This window comes from Paucibacter sp. B2R-40 (genome assembly GCF_025717555.1).
GTDB lineage: Bacteria > Pseudomonadota > Gammaproteobacteria > Burkholderiales > Burkholderiaceae_C > Paucibacter_A.
In genome coordinates, this window is the sequence record NZ_JAJIRP010000006.1 from 319,009 (window position 1) to 339,014 (window position 20,006).

Here is a 20,006-nt window from a genome sequence, read left to right on the forward strand (position 1 = left end):
AATTTCGACTTGCCTAAGTTCATCCAAACCGAACTTAAGCTGCATTGCTTTCAGGCTCCCATTCGGCGTAAAGCAGCCGCTCGATATCCTTCAAGGTCACCGAATGCTGCTCGAGCAATTCACCGAGGCGGTGCTGGTCAATGAGTTCCACATTGTTGAGCTCAGCTTGGGATTGCGCTTGTGAATTGAAGAACTGATTGGTGACACCGACCTTGTTGAAGGAAACATTAGGGTGCTTTCTACGATAAAAAGCCTCGCCCCCCACAACATCTTTGACTGTTTCCCATCCAAGTTTTGTTCCTTCATTTCCCGAAGTCTTGGTTTGGATGAGCTCGCCTTTAGAGCCACAAATCGCAACAACATCGACTCCGTTGTCGTTAGCACTGGGCGTGCAGTAGCAAATTGGAAACCCTCGCTTGTTCCATAAGGCTGCGGTCATTCCCTCAAAGTGACGCCATTCCATCCGCAGAGCCATTTCAAGATTGACTCGCTCATCAATGGATTCGATGTCACCGCCGGGGATGATGTCACTAACGTTGAAATCACCTGGTCCAAGGTCACCGGAGCCATTCAGCATGTCGCCGGCAAGCTCCCTCTTCTTGGTCAGCAATTGGTCAAGCTTGACATCAAACGTATGGAAGTCGTCGGCGACGACGACAGGGTAGTACACATAGACGTCCTTCATTTGCCCAATTCGGTAGGCTCGGTCGGTAGCCTGGTCTTCTTTGGCGGGATTCCACGTCCTGGTGTAGTGAACAACATGGTTAGCTCCTTGAATATTCACGCCGAACCCAACAGCCACGGGCGACAAGATGATGACGCCAAAGCCCGGCTTTTGCTGAAATGCCTTTATGCGCTTCTGACGACTTGCGACGTGACTAGACGACGCACTGGTATCCCCGTTGATGATGTCGGGACGAACTTTGAAAACTTCTTCGATGTAATGCTGCAGAAGTCGCTGAATGTTTCTGAACTCACAGAAGACAATGACCTTCTCTTCCTTTGCCTTGATGTGCTCCAACTGCCTCAACAACCAATCGAGCTTCGGAGCTTTTGTACGATATTGGTCGAGAGGCTCAGGCTTGAATACACTCAATCCATGTCGACGTGGGTCCGTACAAATTAGGCGTAAGTACTGAAGAAGTCCGAGGTGATTCTTGAACGGGGACTGCGACTTCGGGTCGTTTCGCTTCTTGAAATCATCAATGGCCTTCGCGTACAGGTTCCGCTGATTGGCGGACAACTGAAGTCGCCGGCAGTCATCCACAACTATTTTCTGAGGAAGGTCCTTCGCAACCTCTGCCTTGGTTCTTCGAAGAATTTGAGGCGAAATTCGTTGGCGAAGCTCTTCGACTCGAGCTCTCTCGTCGTCAGTTTTCGCCTCGATTGGCTTCCCGTAGCGCTGACCAAAGTCGTTGAGCGCCCCCAGGAGCCCAGGCTGCACGAAGTCAAATAAGCACCACAGGTCTGCCAATCTGTTTTCAACCGGCGTTCCGGTGCACGCGATTTTGAAGCCAACGTTTTGCTTCTTTGCAGCTCGGGTAACCATGGCCGCAGGATTCTTTATCCGCTGCGCTTCGTCACAGACCATAACTGACCACTTTTCCGTGGCGAACGAAAATTCAAGGTCGCGCAATGTCTCGTAGGTCGTCAGAACAACCTTGGCGTTCCCGACCCACTGGGGCTTCAAAAAGCGCACCAAGCCATCTTCAGTACGCAATCTAGCGTCTACCGCTTCCCGCGGTACACGAAGCGGCGCGAGCGCATCGCCATAGGCAGTTAGTACTGGCAATGCCCCGGGGACTAGAAATTTATCAGCCTCTTCTTTCCAGTTCTCAAGCAATGAGACAGGGGCTACCACGAGCATGGGATGCACCTGGACATCCTGCTCCACCAACCAGGCCATGAAAGCCAAAAGCTGAAAAGTCTTCCCGAGCCCCATGTCGTCCGCCAGGACTGCCCCGCGGACATGGTGCTCGGACTGAGATTTGTAGAGATGCTGCAACCAAGCGAGTCCCTCCAATTGGTGCGGCAAGAGAGCGCAATCCGGTCTCAAGCTGCGCGGGAGTTCGGGTGCAACAGGAACAGTCAGCAGCGCCTCCCGGCGACCTTCTTCGTAGTCGACGGCCTGGATGTTGGCACGCAGAATGAGGCTCTTTTTGGCTCCAAGCTTTTCTTTACGGTCCGCAGCTCGCTTCGCCGGGTCAAAAGTTCGCTTGTTGACTTCGCCCAAGACCTCATCGAACGTGTGGGTGATGTCTTCAGCTTCTGCGATGGGCATCGGCGTCGGTAACCACGGAACCTCCACCACATCTTTGCCATCAGCGCGAGCCTGGATAGATGCTGCCCTCAGTTGGTCTAGCGCATCCTTGGTTGCAGGTACAGCAACAGGCTCAGATTCACCTTCCGGCGTGTAAGCAATGATTGGGAGCACGTTCTCAGGGAACCACTCGCCGTCATCCTTATTCTTCGCAATGTAGGGCGAGTAGTACGGCTGCTCAACACCTATGCCCTCAATCCGAGACGAGTAGGCACTCAGGTCGTGAACTTGCGCATAGGACACCATCAAGGGCGTTCGACTGCGCTCAACCTGAATCGCTTTCAGCTCTTCAAGGTGGAGTGGGCTGTCGCCCTGAAGTTCAAAATCGTAGCCTTGCCAGCCCAAGAGCTGGAAACCCCGTTCTAACGAATTCCCAAGACGCTGTACAAAATCACTCAGTTCCTTATCGTTCAGCCATACCGTCTCTGATTCAGCGGGGCCCGAAGCACTGGCAGTCTCTATCAGGAGCCCAATTCGTTGGGGGTAGCCCGTGGCATCGCGTTCTACAAATGGGAGGAAACGCTCATACAAGAGACCCGCGTCTTCGCGAGCCTTCTCGAACTGTTCCTCTGCAATGACGTCTTTGGCATCCTCGCCGAGCGCCGCATATGGATTCAGTATGAAAGCCTGTGCTCTCGAACCAGCAACACGGCGAAGCGGGAGTCTCTTAATTTCCTGAAGAACCGCCTTGACCTTTGGTGTGATGAGAACCTGAACTATTCCATCTGGCGTCACGATGTCATAGCGGTCCTTGACCTCTCGCGCATTGTCGAATCGCTCAAGCCAGTCTGATGGAGCGCCGGCAAATTGAGGCTCAATTTCAACAACGCTATCGCCTGCAATCTGGGCGGACTTGCGAAGCCCGATATCAAGACGCTCAGGCGTCAGGACTACTGAGCGATGCAGGAAGTCATCCAATTTTGCGTTAGCTGCTACCGCAAGTTTCCGGATGCGACCCCAAGCCTGCCTGTGCACCAAGTCATTGCGTTCAGTCGAATCTCGCTTCGAAAAACCAACAACCTCGCTGAACAACGACCAGTGCGCCGGCTGCATCAATTCGACTCTTTCTCCAAATGTCAAAACAGGCCCAAAGCACTGGAAGTCGACTTGAGCACCGGAAGCTTCTTGCCATCCGGCGATGGCAATGGAAAAGTTGTCGTCCGTCAACGAATTTGCGCTGCGAAGCACAGGGCGGACAGTCGTTGGAGCAGGCAAATGAAGCACCTGCGGTAGGTCTGCATAACCAGGGCTCTGTATGGCCTCAAAAAGCATATCCCATTGAATCAACAACTCTTCGTTGGATTCAACCGCGTATCCATCGTCCAATAATTGAGCCAAATAGGCTTGCAGCAACGTGCTGTCAAGTGGTGCGCCTTGTCCGCTCCGCGTGAGGGTCACCCCTTGAGCTGCGAAGTTACGCCGCCACTCAGGGACAGAAGGACTTGCAAGCTTGCTGAAAAATTTGAATGCCATGAATGGTTACCGCCACCAGCCTTTAGGTGCCCTGTATCTGAATTGCCAGTCGAGCAAAATTCGGTTCACCGAAAGGTCGCCGTCATCGGTTCTGACCCAAAGGTTGCCACCTTTATCTTCTTTGCTGAAATCTTCAATTTTTAGACTTCTTGCGCGGGCAAATTCGTCAAGCGCCTCCATGCTGAAAGCCTTCTTTGCACCCTTAGAAATAGGCACTGGACCTGCCTTTGGCACTTCAGGCTGCATGACTCTCAGAGGAGGAACTGTTGGCCGAACAATTTGTGAGCTACTTGGCGCTGTCGCATCTTTTGCCGCAGAGGGAGTTTGGCTCCGAGCTACTCGGCGAGGCTCCACGTTCGGCTTGATACCAAACTCTTGTTTCAGTGTCGCTTCGAACATCTCCTCCCACTTGTTCCATCCCTTAATGCCATCTTGATGCGACATCCACAACATGCGCTGCTTGTGTTTCAAGGAGTTCTTTGCGTCTACGGTAGTGACGACCGGATGGGCCATATCAAATGGTAATACCTTGCTCTGGTCATATCCATAAAGTGCATGGCCCATGCCTCCGAACTCCACGGCAACCAAGTCGCCCATGGTCATCACAAAAGCGTTGTTCGAGCTATCAGTGGTCTTAAGCTCGGTGTACAGGCCCTTCATCTTTGTGCGAAGCGCCTTAAAGTCGCGGTCGCCTGAGTACAGCGCCTGGGCACCTAGTGCGAACTGAACGGTATCCATTGACTTGACGTATCGAAGCCAAAAGTTCGCGCGCCGCCGGTCACCTACGCCGTCCTCTGCTAGCTTGGTAAAGAAGGCCTCAATGAACTCGCTTTTTAGCCAGACCGATACCATTTCTCGAGCTGCGGGAACTACCCCGCCCCAACGTGTCTCATTCGAAGGCAGCCAAGGATTTCCCCACCACTCAACGGAGGCATTTCTAAGCGATTCGTTGAGCGCAGGTTGAGCAACGGATGCATGCTTATCAAGCATCAAAATCAAACCGCGGTCCCGCAACACCGTGTTGTTTGCGATGAGCTTGACGAGGTCGGGAATAAGTTCTTTGAACTTGTCTTGGCTAAGCAAAGTAGCCTGACGGACCTGAGCCAAAACCAACTCCCGCAGGAACCAGGACGCTTTGATGACACCCAGCTGTTCACAAAGTTCGTCGATGACTTCAGTATTGCCTTTCAAAACCTCTGCAGCGTATGGCGCACAAGGGTCTTCACCGAAAAGCTGACGGTTTCCGACTGCCGTCGTGACCCAATCAGGATTCAGCGTCTTGTCGACGATATTTCGAGTACGGTCATGCAGGTAGTCACGAAGGTCTCCCCAGTTCTTTCTTCCGACGGTTGAATGACGTTCAACGTTTGGGTCATACGTGAAATAGCTCCGAACCAAACCTTGATAGCAACGCCGATACCACCGCGGCTCGTCGACCCACTGGTCCACCCCGGTTTGTCGGTCAAGCACAGCCTGGAAGCGAAGCCGGTCCTCCATAATGCAAGGGCTTGAAGCGCCACTCGGAATGCACAGACCAAACGACACCAGTCGAGCGTCCTTCAGGTTGTCGAATCGCTGCGACTCCCAGAATCGACGAACGGCCTGAACTTGGAGGTCCTCCGAGACCGGGGTCTGTGACCCCCCGCGTGCATGGCGTTGGAGCTGAGTGATTACAGCGTCAAGGCTTGAGTCTGCTGGCATCGGCCTATCGCCTGCGCTAACGCTTGTGCGCAGAAGACCAGCAAGGAAGTCCAGAGCGCTCATCGGAGTGCGCAATCGCCAAAGTTGCCATCCGAGGCTGGTGGGCTTGCCCTTCGCTCGCCAATGCCCAGGAATTCGAGACGCATCTCAACACGCCGACTTTCCTCGGCCGTATCCTTGGCTGCGTTGAAAGAGTAGCCCCCTACAAAGAACAAGCTGCGAGCGTCTTCCTTCTGAGCCTTGCTCAACAGGCTAGGACCTGTGGTGGCAAACAATGAACACACAACCCGCTGGCTCCGCTGCAAACTGAGGTTCAAGTTCGAGAGATAGGTGCCCTTCTTGTCGGTATAGCCTTCGACAACGATTCGCTTCAATATGCTCTTGCCAAGCTCCTCGTTTGCAAGCGCGACGATTTCAGGAACGAATTTGCGAATCACCTCTTCTTGGTCAGCATTCAAACGCCAATCTCCGAAGGCGAACTGGGCTCGCTCACCAAAATTTATGACCTGCCTATCCTTGTCCACAGTGATGCCTTTGTGACGCTTCGCTGCCTCTTCAAAGCGTTCAAGAATTTTGGAGATTTCATCCTCATGCTTCTTTCCATCCTTCGTCACAGCCAAAAGAGCAACGCCCATGACGATTAAGAACATAACCATCAAAGCAGTCATGAGGTCAGCAAAGGAAATCCAAAACGGTTTTTCCGCTTCGTCACGACCACCGCGGTTAGAAACTTGTCTTGCGGCGAACATGGTTTACCGCCTTGGGGCGAGGCTGCCCAGTGTTACTTCAAGCTCTTGAACGGCCGTTGATAGAAGCCCCACGGCACCGCTGAGCTTCGTGTGGAAGTCATGATTGACCTTGGACAAAGTAGACACCACAGACTCACGGAATGCCTCACTCGAATTGGCAAGAACGGTGCTGACGCCATCGAGATAATCGTCGGCGGCCTTTTGGGCTGTGCCAAGTTTCGCTGTTGAAGCTTCTATCCTTTGGAGAACATCCGCTGTCAAGCTGGCTTCCTTGCGCGCCAGCTCCACGGTTGCTCGGACCCCTGCCAAGAGCTGCGAAACCGCCTCGCGCTGGCTACGGTAATCACTGAGTGCCTCCTGCACAGCACCAGCGCTGACGGTAAGCGCGCCTGAAACTTCATTCAACTTTGCGCTCACAGTTGCCGCCTGCCCCATCACGCCGGAAACCTTCTCGCCAGCAGTAGCGAAGTTGGTAGCGGCGCTGTTCAGCCGTTCTGCACCAGCACTCAGCTTATCAACCGAAGTCGTGGTGGCTGCAGCCAACACAGACACGCTCTGTGTCATGGACTGAGAAGCTGCCGTCATCTCTTTGACCGCAGACTCAACACTTCCAGTCATACCTGAGACCATTCCCTGAGCTCGGTCCGCCATCGACTCCTCTCGCGCCCGATTGCTTTCAAAGGCTCGGGTTTGGGTCTCTCCCAACGTCGTCAAGATGGTTGTCATCTGCTGCCCGATGGTTTCCAACGTGGATTGGAGCTTCTGCTGCGTCTCCGCCTGAGAGCTTTCGACCAACTTGCGAATTTGTTCTACAAAAGCCTGGCTCTGTTCGTTCATGCTGCCTTGCCGCTCTTCCATTGCCTTGATGGAAGCAGCCATTTGGCTGGCCATCTCGTTCGTCGCGCGTGAACCACTGTCTTCAAGCTTTCCAACAAGTGCACTCAATGAAGCCACAGCATCTTGCATGCCTTGCGCCGTCTGTTTGTTCAGTTCATTGATGCCATTAATTTGCCCCCCAAACAGGTCATTCAACCTTTGACTGAAGCTCACCATGACATCATTCAGCATCTGAATGGCGGAAGAACTCTGGTCTCCGGATGCGGACTTAACTGTTGAGGCGATGTCCTCCAATGGCCCCTTCAGACTCCTTTCGATGCTTTCAGCAATGGCATCGCCAAGAGCTTGGTTGTCTTCACGGGCTGCGGACACTTGCTTATTTGAGGAATCCTCGATGCGTTGGGCCAGTTGAAGGTTCATCCTTTCGCCCGTAGCGAGTTGCGACGCCGTCAATTCGCGCAAGATGTCCCCAAGTTCTTTAACCAGAGCGTCCTTCAAAATCTTTGTCTGACTAGCCGAAGCTTCTGAAGCTGTGACCAACCGAGACAGGTACTCCTCTCCTGCGCCACCATCAAACCGTGCATCAATTGCATGTGCAATTTCTTCTGACTTCCGATACAACGCAGCCAGCAGAAACTTCTCGAAGAATGTGACGGCCATAGCCGCGGTAATTGCTGCAGCGGAAATGAGGAAGGCCTCGCCAACCGAGTGCATCAGCGACTCTAGGCTCTCGCGCACAGTGGCGGCGTTATCGCTGACCTTGAAGTTCGCTAGGCCCGAAATCAGGCCAGTGAACGTCCCAATGATGCCGAGGCCCGTGAAAATCCCTGGCAAATGCTTAAAAAACTCAGTCCTTAACCGGCTATCTACAACAAACTGGTTGTTGAAAAATGCTTCCGCTGGAACTGTTGAACGCACTGCTGTGACAAGCATTTGTCCTTCATGTTCCTCACGCTGGACATGAAGAGTGTCTTGGTACTCGCTCCAAAGATGGGCCAGTCGCAAGTCATTTACAAAGACCTTTTTCAATTCAGCTGGGGGGCTTTTCCCCGCTAAGGCCAGCACGCTGCTCAAAACCGCCCTGAGGCGAAACCAGTGGCGAATACCTGGCAGCAGGAACAGTACGATGAAGCTGAGCACTAGCAGGGCTAAAAGTCCACCCGTGACTAGCAAATGAAATGGGACAGCCGAAACATCAATCATTTATTTTCTCTCCCTGCATATGCATATTTTTAGTAGCGTCTTCAAGACCAATGTTTTTTCCGTAGGCAAATACGAGTGTTTCCAGCATATTCGTCTGAGACCGGTTTTCTAGCTTTGCGGCAGCCTCAAGCAGCCGCTTGAAATGAGGAGTCACACGAAAACTGACTGAAACTCTTTTCTCGTCGTTCATAGTTCTCTTTTCAAGAAGTCCGAAAGGCAACGGCATGCGCCCTCTCTAAAGTGGGCGGGCGAAGCTGTGTAGTCAAAAGGAAAGCAATTCGTTCGGAACTGTCGCAAAAACTTCGGCCCATACAAAGTCCTTGAAGATTTCATGTCCAAGGCTGAGGAATGGACGAACCGTGATTTGGCTCATCTGCCGGCAATGAGCCCTCTAACTGGTAGAGCTTTTCACCGGATTTATGGCTTATTGACATGTATCGCGTCACGCAATACAAGTTGCGGCATCGTACACACTCAAATGCCGATTCTTGGCAGCAGACCGTCCTCCCCCCTTTAGAGGGATAGAGGTCACGGTAACAAGGTCGCGTCGCGAGCACCTGTACATTGCAACCATGGCACAAAATTTCTCCGAACTCGCAAATCTCATCTGGTCCGTCGCAGAATTGCTCCGCGGCGACTACAAGCAAGCCGACTACGGCAAGGTAGTCCTCCCCTTCACGCTTCTGCGTCGCCTGGAATGCGTCCTGGAGCCCACCAAAGACGCCGTATTGGCCGAGTTTGCCAAGCGCAAACCCGAGGGCGTAAACCTTGAGCCGTTCTTGAAACGCAAGAGCGGCCGAGCCTTTTACAACACCAGCACGTTCACCTTGCACGGCTTGCTTGCAGACCCCAAGAACATCAAACACAACCTCGTTGAATACATCGGGGACTTCTCTGACGACGCCCGCGACGTGTTCGAGCGATTCAAGTTCGTAGAGCGAGTCGCTGAGCTGGACGAAAAGGACCTCCTGTTCCAAGTGGTCCAGGAATTCGCCAAGGTCGATTTGCATCCAGATACCGTGCCGAACGAGACCATGGGCCTGGCCTTCGAAGAGCTCATCAGGAAGTTTGCTGAAGCTTCCAATGAGACCGCCGGCGAGCACTTCACTCCCCGCGAAGTGATTCAGCTCATCGTGCATTGCCTATTTGCTGGCGACGACGAGGCACTGTCCAAACCAGGCGTTGTTCGCACGATGTACGACCCCACCGCGGGCACCGGTGGCATCTTGTCCGTCGGCGAAGCCGTCGCACGCAGTATCAACAATACCGCCATCGTGAGACTGTTCGGGCAAGAACTCAACGATGAGTCCTATGCCATTTGCAAGGCGGACATGCTCATTAAGGGACAGGACCCGAAGAACATCGTCCGCGGCAACACTTTGTCAGCAGATGGGTTCCCCCAAGACAAGTTTGACTACCAGGCTTCCAACCCACCTTTTGGCGTTGATTGGAAGAAAGTCCAAGACCAGGTCAAAAACGAGCACACGAGCAAGGGCTACGCAGGCCGATTTGGCCCTGAGCTGCCACGCATCAACGACGGCTCCATGCTCTTCCTGCTCCACTTGATTTCAAAGATGCGCCCTGCCTCCGAGGGCGGCGGCCGCATCGGCATTGTTCTCAATGGCTCGCCCTTATTCACGGGCGACACGACTTCAGGCGAATCAGACATCCGGCGCTACGTCCTAGAAAACGACCTGCTTGAAGCCATCGTCGCGTTGCCAAACGACCTGTTCTACAACACCGGCATCGCAACCTACGTTTGGCTGCTGAGCAACCACAAGCGTGCTGACCGCAAGGGCAAGGTTCAGCTCATCGACGCGACCCGCATGTACGCCAAGATGCAGAAGTCGATGGGCAACAAGCGCGTGCGCATCACTGAAGAGCAGATTGCGGAAATCGTCAAGGTTTACTCAGGCAATCTGAAGGACGCGACATTCGGCAACGAGTTCATTGACCCCAAGGTGGCGGCCCCCAAGGAGCCTGAAGCGCCGCGCATTGTCTCCAAGATTTTTGAAAACAAGTTTTTCGGGTATCGCAAGGTCACCGTTGACCGGCCAATTGCGCCAGGCAAGGTGGTGAAGGTCAAGTTCAAGAAGGGCCAGACCCCGTACGACCCCGAACTGCGCGACACCGAGAACGTCCCTTTGCTCGAGGACCTCGGCACCTACATCCGACGCGAGGTGCTGCCCCACGTACCGGACGCCTGGGTGAATGGAGACATAACTGACGAGAAGGACGGCAAGGTTGGCAAGGTTGGCTATGAAATCAACTTCAACCGATATTTCTACGTCTACAAGGCTCCGCGAAAGCCCGAAGTCATTGCTGAAGAAATCCGCGAAATGGAAAAGCGGTTTGTGGAGCTGATGAAAGGGGTGGTGGCGTGACGAGCCCCGCTTTCTCCACCATACCGCTAAAAAGGCTCATCCACTCGATTTGTTCAGGGGTAAGTGTCAATGCGTCCGACACGCCGGCAGAGTATGGGCAACTGGGCGTTCTCAAGACAAGCTGCGTCTATTCCGGAAGTTTTGACCCCAGAGAAAACAAGACCGTCATCCCGGAAGAGCTTGGCAGGGTTTCATGTCCTGTTCGAGCAAATACTCTAATCGTCAGTCGCATGAACACGCCAGACCTGGTCGGCGCGGCAGGACTGGTTACTAAAGATGCACCTGAGCTTTTTCTACCAGACCGTCTTTGGCAAGTCGAATTTTGTAGTGATATGGCGGTGCCGCGTTTTGTCTACTGGTGGACACGCTCGGAGCTCTATCGCGAACAAGTCAAGATGGCTTGTGAGGGTACGAGTAGCAGCATGCAAAATTTGGACCAAACAAGCTTTAGAAACTTTGCCGTCCCGAGGGTATCACTCAGCAATCAAGAGCTAATCGCCAACTTCCTTGATGACAAGACGGCGCGCATTGATACGTTGATTGCAGAGAAGGAGCGGTTACAGGAGGCTTTGACTGAATGGCATGCCGCGGAACTAACGCGAATCTGCTTCGGTGCCGACCAACCCCAATTAGCCACAGGAAATGGCTGGATTCCTTCTTTGCCAAAAGGATGGAAGCTGATGCGGCTGCGCCACCTGGTCAAGGGTATTGAACAAGGATGGAGCCCGGAATGCGAAGCAAGGCTCGCTGACGGTGATGAATGGGGCGTTTTGAAAGCTGGGGCAGCCAATGCGGGAACCTATCGGGAAAATGAGCACAAAGCACTTCCAGCATCCCTTAAAGCTCTGCCCGAGCTTGAAGTGAAGGCGGGCGACGTCCTGATTACACGAGCAAGTGGAACAGCCGAGTACGTCGGTTCGTTCGCCTATGTATACGGCACTAGGCCACGATTAATGCTCAGTGACAAGAATTTTCGGCTCCGTTTCGAAGCCAAACCGCCCCTTTTGCCTGAACTTTTAGCCTGGGTTTGCAACACCCGAGCATTGAGAGAGCAAGTGCTCCAGTTTGTTAGCGGCGCTGACGGATTGGCCAGGAATATCGGCTCAGGAAACCTGCGAGAGCTGTGGCTTGCAGTACCCCCTACAGGGCTTCAAACAGAGCTCGTGGCGAAGCTACAAACAATGCGTGCACAAGTTGGTGAGCTTCACGAACACCTATTGGCCCATATTGACCGCCTCCGAGAATACCGCTCGTCTTTGATTTCAGCTGCCGTCACGGGCCAGCTGACTGACGGTGCTATGCAGGAGATTGCGTGAAGACAAACTTAGATTTTGACGTGACCGTCGTTGACCACATGGAGGTTGTGGGGCCACATCACAGGTTTGCCAAGGTCACTTTTCAAGGGCAAGCGCTCGACCTTGCTCACGTTGATGCTTTTGCTCTCAAAGTCGCCCCTGAACTGGGACCCCCCATAGGTGAGATGATTCTATTTCCGCGTCACTGCTTTACGTTTTCATTTAAGCACGACGGGCGAAATGAGTCAGATATCCCGCCTGCTGAGAATTTTGACAATGGCAGGGAGCGTCGGGTGACATGCCCGCTCAGGTACCTTCAGTCAAAAGAGCTGCCTGGAATTGTCAGGGACTTGTCAAATCGTCGCGTTCAACGCTCAAAATCACACTCCAGAAAGCGCAACGCCACCCGGAGGTGGCGCCTTGCTCTAATGCGTATGAGGTCATCACCGGCTTAGTTACCTGTCTACACACAGTACACAGGTGCGGGAGTGGGCTCCTCAAGGCCTACCGTGCAAGTCTAGCAAAATGTTTTAAATGAGTCAACCAATCCACCCTACCCCACCTCCTGCAGCTCAAATGTTGACTCTATTGGCAGCTCCTAGGGTACAGCCCTACAAAACTCATTTCAAGCCAGCAAATGATGATGAGCACTTAGGCGCCTACATGTGGGGACAAGCTGTGAGCGCCAGCTTCCATCCGTTTCTTGGGATAGCCGAGGTCGTGCTTAGAAATGCCATTCACGAAACGCTATCGACACAGTGCTCAGGCGGGTCCTCGACTTCTTACCCGTGGTACGACAGAGCGTTAGCGAACTCTGTACCCATACAGGGCAAGTCGCTTGAAAAGGTCGAAGCTTTGTTGTGCTCAGGTTCGCCCCCAATTCGAAAAGCTATTCAGCCTAGCCCAGACAAGGTCATTTCTGAGCTGACATTCGGAATTTGGCCAAATGTTATGGAGGGGCTGTCGCAACGATTCGCTCCGCGCGCGTTCACTGCCGTATTTCCAAATCATCCGAATTCAAAACCCCAACATTGGAGCTATGTTCCTAACAAGGCACCCCTTGTCCTGAGGCTCAAAAGACTACAAGACCTGCGAAACCGTGTTGCACATTTTGAGCCTGTTTGGAAACCTCACTGGCTAGGCTCGCCAAACACCCACTGGAGTCATTCGGTACAGGCGTTGAGGCAACTTCACACCGAACTCTTGGAGCTGGTCGAATGGTCAGCGCCTGATGCCGTGATTGCTTACAAGGGCTCATTTGGATGGAACTGGTTCAATCGCCTTTGCACTACAAATGCTGTGACGGCATTCATGAGTGACCAAAGTGCGTGCGGACTGCTGCCTGCCTTTCCGTCGAAAGCTACCCTTGCTGCGCCAAGCTCCACAAATCAGGTAGGGGCTGCTTGAAGGGCAACCACTGCGGACAAAACGCTGCACGAACTTAAACGGGTCACTACCGAACCCGACGAGTTGAGCTAAAACCGTTCACCAAACAAAAGAATTTCAGGGAGTGTCAATGTTTCGAATCCTCTCAGCTCTGGTCTTGAGCCTTCTGCTAGCCGCTTGCGGCGATTCCTCGCCCGGTCCCTTGGCTGGAACCTGGCAAGCCGCCGGTGCCATGCCCCTGAAAATCTCCTTCAGGGACGGTGAAACCGAGTCCATGGGCTTGATTGAAAAGGTCAGCTACAAGACCGAAGGCAAGGCGGTCCTTGTGACCTACAAAGACGGATTGATGAAAGGCACCGCTGTTCGCTTCGAGCTCGTAAATCCGACGACAGCAAAAGCGATGAATCTCACCTACCGAAAGGTGGGCAACTGACATGGCGACTGCTGGCATTCACACCGAGAAGGTCTTCGAAGACGAACTTTGCGCGCAATTGCAGGCCGACGGCTGGGACCTACGAACGCACCTGAAGGACGCCACGTCCTACTCGCGCGAGTTGGCCATCTACCCGGACGACCTGCTTAGCTACGTCAAGGACACGCAGCCGGCCGAATGGGCCAAGTTCAAACGCTGGCATAACGGCAAATCCGATGACATGTTCGTCAAACGGGTTGCCAAGCAACTGGACACCCACGGCACGCTGCACGTCCTGCGCCATGGCTTCAAGGACGTTGATGCCAAATTCTCGCTGTGCCAGTTCAAACCGGCGCATCGCAAGAATGCCAAGCTCTTCGAAACCTACAAGAAGAACCGCCTGACCGTCATCCGTCAGTTGCACTACAGCCTGCACAACGAGAAGAGCATTGACCTGACCTTCTTCGTCAATGGGCTCCCGGTAGCCACGTCTGAGCTCAAGACAGACCTCACGCAGAGCGCCAAGGACGCCATCAACCAGTACAAGAACGACCGCCACCCGAAGGACCCTAAGTCCAAGGAACTGGAGCCACTGCTTCAGTTCAAGAGCCGCGCGCTGGTGCACTTCGCTGTTTCCACCGACCTGGTCTTCATGACCACAAAGCTCGCAGGCGAAGCTACGCATTTCCTGCCCTTCAATGTGGGCAAGCCGGACGGCGTCGATGTGTTCAGCGCAGGTGCCGGCAACCCTCCTGCGCCCAAAGGCAAGGGCTACCCCACGTATTACATGTGGGACTTTGTATGGCAGCGGGACACGCTGCTTGAAATTCTCGGTGACTTCATGCACCTTGAAGTCAAAGAGGTCGAGGAAAAAGGCAAGGTCATCCGCAAAGAGTCGCTCATCTTCCCGCGGTTCCATCAACTGGTTGCGGTCAAGGAACTGGTCAGGTGCGCCGCCGAGGAAGGACCCGGCAACACCTACTTGGTTCAGCACTCGGCAGGCTCCGGCAAGTCAAACTCCATTGCGTGGACCGCCCACCGGCTTGCCAACCTGCACAACGACGCTGACAAAAAGGTTTTCGACACCGTCATTGTTGTCACCGACCGCCGGGTTCTGGATAAGCAGCTGCAAGACACCATCAGCCAGTTTGAGCACAAAAAGGGTGTCGTACAAACCATCAGTGATAACAGCGCCCAGCTGGCCAAGGCGCTCAATGACGGTGTGCCGGTCATCGTCACCACCTTGCAGAAGTTCGGCTTCATCCTTGATACGGTCAATGACCTCGGCACGCGTTCTTTCGCGCTTATCGTGGACGAGGCCCATTCGAGCCAGTCCGGGTCTGCTGCCACCAAGCTCAAGCGCGCGCTGACCAAGGGCTCCCCGAAAAAGACCCTTGTTGTTGACCTGGATGGCGAAACAGTGGAAGTTGAGGCCGATGTAGAAGTTGACCCCGATGACATCACCACGGAAGACATCATCAACGGCGTGGTCGAGGGTCGCCAGCGGCCGACCAATGTGAGCTATTTCGCCTTCACAGCGACACCCAAGGCCAAGACCTTGGAGCTCTTTGGGCGCAAGGATGAAGACGGTAAGCCAATCCCCTTCCATGTGTATTCGATGCGGCAAGCCATCGAGGAGGAGTTCATCCTTGATGTGCTCAAGCACTACACGAGCTACTCGACCTTTTACAACCTTGGCTCCATTCACGACAGCAAGGTCGTGCCACAGCAAAAGGCACGCAAGGCCCTGACTCGTTTCGCCAAGCTGCACCCTCACAACATTTCGCAAAAAGTTGTGGTCATCGTGGAGCACTTTCGCGAGCACGTTGCCGGCAAAATTGGCGGCAAAGCCAAGGCCATGCTGGTAACAGACAGTCGCAAGGCAGCTGTTCGGTACAAGCTGGCCATCGACCGCTACATCCGCGAACAAAAGTATCTTGACCTGCACACCCTGGTGGCGTTCTCCGGCTCAGTCATCGACCCGGATTCTGGTGAAGGCGAGTTCAATGAAAGCTCGCTGAACCCCGCAATCAAGGGGCAAGAGCCCTCTGAGGCGTTCAAGTTGGATGAGTATCGTATCTTGCTGGTTGCCAATAAGTACCAGGTCGGGTTTGACCAGCCTCTGCTGCACACAATGTACGTCGACAAGAGGCTCTCGGGCGTACTGGCCGTCCAGACCTTGTCACGCCTCAACCGCATGTACTTTGGCAAAAGCGACACCTTCGTGCTGGATTTTGTGAACAAGCCCGAAGAGATTCTCAAGAGCTTCCAGCCCTACTACCGTACGGCCCAGCTTGAGGATGTCACCGACCCGAACATCGTTCATGAACTGCTGAGCAAGCTCAACAAAGCGAACGTCTATTTCTGGACTGAGGTTGAGGCTTTCTCTGAGGCGTTCTTCAGTCCAAAGGTCAAAAACCAGGGCGCCCTTCATGCTCAGCTCAAACCTGCTTTTGACCGCTTCGTTGCTCTTGAAGTAGAAAAGCAAGAGCTCTTCCGCAAGGACCTGGGCTCGTTCCTTCGCCTATACGAGTTCCTTTCGCAAATCGTGCCGTACAACGACACTGAATTGGAGAAGCTTTTCGTGTTTGGCAAGAATCTGATGCCAAGGCTGGCAGAAGCCGCGCGAGGGGAAGTCCTGTCGCTGGACTCAGATGTGAAGCTGACCCATTACCGACTGCAGCGCCTTGGTGAGCAGAAGCTTGACCTTGAGAAGGCTGAAATCATCAAGCTCCCTGGCGTCAGCGAGGCCGGCACAGGTGCACGGCCTGAGGATGAGCACAAAGAGCTGCGCGAAATCGTTTCGAAAATGAACGACCTGTTCGCGGGCGAAATCACTGAAGCTGACTTCATCGGCGCAGTGACGGCATGGAAGGGCCACCTCATGGCCAATGAAGCGCTGGCAGAGCAGGCAGTGAACAACTCCGAAGAGCAATTTTCAATGGGGGACTTCAAGGATGCGTTCATGGACGTCATCATTGACGCCAAGGATGCTCAGAACAGCATTGCTGACCAACTGCTCAAGGACAACCGTGTCTTTGGCGTCATGCAGAGCATGTTGGCAAAAATGGTTTGGCAGCAATTTCAGAGTGGTCGGGGGGCTTAGGACGATGGCAAAGTTAACGCCATTTCCGCCCCCTTCTGGCCTGCCGACTTTCCCACGGCCGGGCCGGGCCGGGCCTGGCGCAGTGCCGTGCCAAGCCCGGTCAAGCGGATGTGCACCTGCGAGTATTCCTGTCCTACTTGTTAAATGCGGAGCCCTTCCGGGACTCGGCCGAGATGCATGCCACGGCTTGCTTGTGAGAGCAGGCTGGTTCGCTTCCACTGACTGATTGCGCATACTGCTTAGCTTTTGTGGAGCCCTCACCGGTGTGAGTGACAATGAGTTCAGTCGGCGTGTGCCGGAATACAAAAGACCCCAAAAGCGAGAAATTCACGCACAGGGTGCTGGGTTGGACTGAGCGGGAGCCTATAAAGGAGAAGGTCAGCTTTGGCAGCTAACGCTAAGCGGCGAGTGTGAGGTGAAGGGCTCCCTTGTACCCTTGAAGGCTCGCCAGCAGCGGGCCTTTATTCCTTCTGCGGGGCAGCTCCCCCGCTTCAAACCCGCCAAGACCCGCTCAGACCCGCTTCACGTTAAACGACTCGCAAAGGCCGTCGATGACGTCCTCGGGCAAAGCAAAGGAACTGTCTCGAATCACGTCACTTCGGTCAAAAAGTGCAAAGCAGTGCGCACTGTTGTGCTGGCGACTCACGTACCTGATGCCGTCCAAGATAGGGTGTGCAGCATGGAGCGCTGCGGCCCATTGCTGTGGAATGCTGTAGTCGCTGCCTGCGGAAATGTCGTTGTTCAAGCCAAGGGCTTTCAGAGCGTCGCCGGTCAGGTCCGCCACAGTCAGCCGCTTGCGCGAACGGTGGGTGAAGGTCACTAGGTGCCGCTCACCCAACTCAGCGTCGGACACTTCATAGCTGCCCGCAACAAAACGCGAATTTCCGTGAATGACAGATTCGCAAAAAGCTGTCTCAGCGTCCTGAGCAACATAGAGCACGCCAAAAGTTGCGGCGCCGGGGTTTCCTGTGGGGTCGGGTAGCCCTGCTGGGTCGTCGAAGCGATACGCCCCTTTGACTGCAAAATAAGGCTCGGTTGCAGGGAAACGGCTCAGCCTGAAAAGGCCCGCCACCGGCACGACCACCGAGCGCACTTTGGCCAGTGCGGCCGCGTCAGGCAGCCTCGACATGCCCGGCGTATTCTTCAGCGAATGTCTTAGCAAGGTGAGCGACGCGCGCGAGCTTTCCGCCGGCAAGGGCTTGCTCCAGCGTCTGTCCGCCGAGGGCGCCATGTGGGCGATTCCAAAAAATCACTTGCGCTGCAGGGTCTACGTTCTTCAGAAGCAGACAGATGGCTTTCACTGTTTCAGCGGACAAGTTAAGGAATGCCGCAGGGTAATGGTGCCTCCCCGCTACCTTCAAGCTGAAGAGCTCGTGCCGCTCACGTGCCTGGTCCAAAGCTTGCCGCTGACGCCCGCCCCAAGCCTCGCCCAGAGCGGCCCAGCCGACGAGCAGGCCTGATGAGACCCATTCGTGCTTAACTGCCTCAGAAGTTTCGGCCCGAGTCAGGCCCTCGCCCTCTTCCTGCGGCGCCTTCGAGGCAAGACGCTGTCGCAGGGCATTCACGGCTGTCGCCGCAGTGGACAAAGGACCGGGCTTTTTCAAACTGTTCTCGCTCAAAATCGAGAGCAACCGTTTGAGGGTGAGGGCTTGGTCAGCGAGCAGGAGAGCTTGCGCCGTCTGCTGTTTGCGTATCGCTTTCAAGACTCGCTCTTGGTCAGATAGCTTTTCATTCAAAAGGCGGAGTTCTCGAGCTGCCCTCCTGTTCGCCGAGATTTCAGGTGTATTCGGGTCCAGCCGCGCAGTACGTGTCGGTATATCAAAATTGCTTTCGTACCTTGAACGCTTCCGGGCGTCTTGGAGGGCCTTGAAAACATCATCGCCCCCTATCGGCCGCTCACCTTCACGGAGAAACGGGTCTGGGGGCGTTTCCTTGCTGCGACGGGCAGGGCTGCTGAACTTGCCCTCGATTTTGAGGCGCGAGAGGTCCTTTGTGCTCATAACATGAGGATACCAGAGCGGCCGGCCAGGAGCAAGCAGAGCAAGCATCGCGCAAATCCAGACGTGGAAAAAGCCGTCTGGTTTTTTTATCCGGGGCGGTTGTTGAAATCAATCAAAGGTTGGTGGTGCTGAATCAGTTCAGTGCGAAGGTTCTTGCGGTACTGGTGCGGGGGTCTTTGTTGCGGAGGAGTCTCTATCAATCCCCATAGCGGGGACATTTCTGAACTTAGCTAGGTACTTACCTGTTAAAAGGTGGGGTGCGGCCGCGCGGATGCGGCTCGCAGTTTCGAGGTCTCCGAACTGTTTTGCTCTCAAAGCCGCTTTGACGGTTTCAGGGAAGGCATCCACCTTGCACCTACCCCAAAGCGAAGGGCGGGCAAGCCTGTGGACCAAATTAAGAGTAGAGATGCCTGCCCTTGGACCTAGTAATTGGAGCCGCAATCGGTGCGTGGACATCGATGGAGGGCTCATCACCCCAAACAGTTGCATGGAGCGCCGGCCAAGGTGATTGCGCCAAGTCATAGACTTGCGTCCCCAGGATTTTCCTGCCTCGACCTCCAACAATAGCCCCATGGCCATCATCACCCAATCAATACTCGTCAACGCTGTCAAAACTGTCGGCCGCATGACCCTGGAGGAAAAGTCAGAGCTTGCTAACGAGGTATTTGCTCAGCAGCCGCACCTGCTGGCATCGGTGATTGTCCAGCAGCGCTACGGGACATCTCTTGAGCAGCTCGATGTACTGGTCAATCTCTTGCTGACATTTTTCCAGGCCATGAAAGACACAGTACTGGTCTGGCCCATCATCTCCGAAGACATGCAAGAAAGCTGTTTGAAACGCGTTGTAGGGCGAATCAACTTCGTTGAAGGCCTCAGTTCCGCTCAGACAGCCGAAGCCGTTGCCGATTTCACCAGCAGCCATCCGGAGCCCCATTTGATTGCATTTGTCTTTGACGAACTCGGTCAAATGGACATTCTTGACATCAAAACGGAAGCTGAGAAGTACTTTGTTTTGGCAGCAGTGAATATGGTCGAATGCATCTGTGAGGCTGCGAAAGCACTCGCTCCAGTCAAAGGTTAAGGCTGGCAAGTAGGAGCAGCGGGCTGACAAGAACCGCCCTGCCCGACCCGGGCAGCTGC

General features: G+C 54.3%; 14 protein-coding genes. 7 read left to right on the top strand and 7 right to left on the bottom strand.

Translation table 11 applies throughout. The features are described from left to right. Positions 1-34: 34 nt before the first annotated feature. From LNV09_RS14565 to LNV09_RS14585, 5 genes are read right to left on the bottom strand one after another with little or no spacing between them, the layout of a single operon-like run. On the bottom strand, positions 35-3,793 hold the full coding sequence (locus tag LNV09_RS14565; RefSeq protein WP_263557789.1) for an SNF2-related protein: 3,759 nt from the start codon (positions 3,791-3,793) through the stop codon (positions 35-37). A 6-nt stretch (positions 3,794-3,799) separates the two neighbouring features. After that, positions 3,800-5,557 carry an EH signature domain-containing protein gene (locus LNV09_RS14570; protein WP_318023297.1) on the bottom strand — a complete coding sequence of 586 codons (1,758 nt, stop codon included), beginning with the start codon at positions 5,555-5,557 and terminating at the stop codon, positions 3,800-3,802. Continuing rightward, positions 5,554-6,243 carry an OmpA/MotB family protein gene (locus tag LNV09_RS14575; RefSeq protein ID WP_263557790.1) on the bottom strand — a complete coding sequence of 230 codons (690 nt, stop codon included), beginning with the start codon at positions 6,241-6,243 and terminating at the stop codon, positions 5,554-5,556. Before LNV09_RS14575 ends, LNV09_RS14570 begins: the two co-directional genes overlap by 4 nt. 3 nt (positions 6,244-6,246) lie before the next feature. Then, entirely contained in the window at positions 6,247-8,283 is a 2,037-nt protein-coding gene (zorA, locus tag LNV09_RS14580; protein WP_263557791.1) for an anti-phage ZorAB system protein ZorA, read from the bottom strand. After that, positions 8,276-8,473 (bottom strand): hypothetical protein, encoded by a 198-nt coding sequence (locus tag LNV09_RS14585; protein WP_263557792.1) that lies wholly within the window; start codon positions 8,471-8,473, stop codon positions 8,276-8,278. The genes zorA and LNV09_RS14585 overlap by 8 nt, the downstream gene beginning before the upstream one ends. Before the next feature lie 382 nt (positions 8,474-8,855). Between LNV09_RS14585 and LNV09_RS14590 the strand changes: the two genes are divergently transcribed. From LNV09_RS14590 to LNV09_RS14610, 6 genes are all read left to right on the top strand, one after another. Further along, complete coding sequence (locus LNV09_RS14590) at positions 8,856-10,667, top strand: type I restriction-modification system subunit M (RefSeq protein WP_263557793.1); 1,812 nt, start codon at positions 8,856-8,858, stop codon at positions 10,665-10,667. Next, positions 10,664-11,983, top strand: a complete 1,320-nt coding sequence (locus tag LNV09_RS14595; protein WP_263557794.1) for a restriction endonuclease subunit S domain-containing protein — start codon at positions 10,664-10,666, stop codon at positions 11,981-11,983. Before LNV09_RS14590 ends, LNV09_RS14595 begins: the two co-directional genes overlap by 4 nt. 38 nt (positions 11,984-12,021) lie before the next feature. Continuing rightward, positions 12,022-12,417, top strand: coding sequence for a YjaZ family protein (locus tag LNV09_RS24865; RefSeq protein ID WP_505190994.1), 396 nt, complete (start codon positions 12,022-12,024; stop codon positions 12,415-12,417). A 121-nt stretch (positions 12,418-12,538) separates the two neighbouring features. Then, positions 12,539-13,369, top strand: a complete 831-nt coding sequence (locus LNV09_RS14600) for a hypothetical protein (RefSeq protein WP_263557795.1) — start codon at positions 12,539-12,541, stop codon at positions 13,367-13,369. Positions 13,370-13,478: 109 nt separating this feature from the next. Further along, positions 13,479-13,781 carry a hypothetical protein gene (locus tag LNV09_RS14605; RefSeq protein ID WP_263557796.1) on the top strand — a complete coding sequence of 101 codons (303 nt, stop codon included), beginning with the start codon at positions 13,479-13,481 and terminating at the stop codon, positions 13,779-13,781. 1 nt (position 13,782) lies between these two features. Beyond that, entirely contained in the window at positions 13,783-16,866 is a 3,084-nt protein-coding gene (locus LNV09_RS14610) for a type I restriction endonuclease subunit R (RefSeq protein ID WP_263557797.1), read from the top strand. Positions 16,867-17,377: 511 nt separating this feature from the next. Here LNV09_RS14610 and LNV09_RS14615 read toward each other — a convergent pair. Both LNV09_RS14615 and LNV09_RS14620 read right to left on the bottom strand, forming a co-directional pair. Next, complete coding sequence (locus tag LNV09_RS14615; protein ID WP_263557798.1) at positions 17,378-17,995, bottom strand: RES family NAD+ phosphorylase; 618 nt, start codon at positions 17,993-17,995, stop codon at positions 17,378-17,380. Beyond that, positions 17,979-18,866: a hypothetical protein gene (locus tag LNV09_RS14620; protein WP_263557799.1), complete on the bottom strand. Its 888-nt coding sequence runs from the start codon at positions 18,864-18,866 to the stop codon at positions 17,979-17,981. The genes LNV09_RS14615 and LNV09_RS14620 overlap by 17 nt, the downstream gene beginning before the upstream one ends. Before the next feature lie 571 nt (positions 18,867-19,437). On the opposite strand from LNV09_RS14620, the gene LNV09_RS14625 reads away from it, so the two are divergent. Further along, positions 19,438-19,947, top strand: coding sequence for a hypothetical protein (locus tag LNV09_RS14625; protein ID WP_263557800.1), 510 nt, complete (start codon positions 19,438-19,440; stop codon positions 19,945-19,947). Positions 19,948-20,006 lie beyond the last annotated feature (59 nt).

Coding starts and splice junctions, on each gene's coding strand:
- LNV09_RS14590 (WP_263557793.1), top strand. CDS start 8,856: ATGGCACAAAATTTCTCCGAACTCGCAAATCTCATCTGGTCCGTCGCA.
- LNV09_RS14600 (WP_263557795.1), top strand. CDS start 12,539: ATGTTGACTCTATTGGCAGCTCCTAGGGTACAGCCCTACAAAACTCAT.
- LNV09_RS14570 (WP_318023297.1), bottom strand. CDS start 5,557: ATGAGCGCTCTGGACTTCCTTGCTGGTCTTCTGCGCACAAGCGTTAGC.
- LNV09_RS14585 (WP_263557792.1), bottom strand. CDS start 8,473: ATGAACGACGAGAAAAGAGTTTCAGTCAGTTTTCGTGTGACTCCTCAT.
- LNV09_RS14615 (WP_263557798.1), bottom strand. CDS start 17,995: ATGTCGAGGCTGCCTGACGCGGCCGCACTGGCCAAAGTGCGCTCGGTG.
- LNV09_RS14565 (WP_263557789.1), bottom strand. CDS start 3,793: ATGGCATTCAAATTTTTCAGCAAGCTTGCAAGTCCTTCTGTCCCTGAG.
- LNV09_RS14620 (WP_263557799.1), bottom strand. CDS start 18,866: ATGAGCACAAAGGACCTCTCGCGCCTCAAAATCGAGGGCAAGTTCAGC.
- LNV09_RS14625 (WP_263557800.1), top strand. CDS start 19,438: ATGGCCATCATCACCCAATCAATACTCGTCAACGCTGTCAAAACTGTC.
- LNV09_RS14575 (WP_263557790.1), bottom strand. CDS start 6,243: ATGTTCGCCGCAAGACAAGTTTCTAACCGCGGTGGTCGTGACGAAGCG.
- zorA (WP_263557791.1), bottom strand. CDS start 8,283: ATGATTGATGTTTCGGCTGTCCCATTTCATTTGCTAGTCACGGGTGGA.
- LNV09_RS24865 (WP_505190994.1), top strand. CDS start 12,022: ATGGAGGTTGTGGGGCCACATCACAGGTTTGCCAAGGTCACTTTTCAA.
- LNV09_RS14610 (WP_263557797.1), top strand. CDS start 13,783: ATGGCGACTGCTGGCATTCACACCGAGAAGGTCTTCGAAGACGAACTT.
- LNV09_RS14605 (WP_263557796.1), top strand. CDS start 13,479: ATGTTTCGAATCCTCTCAGCTCTGGTCTTGAGCCTTCTGCTAGCCGCT.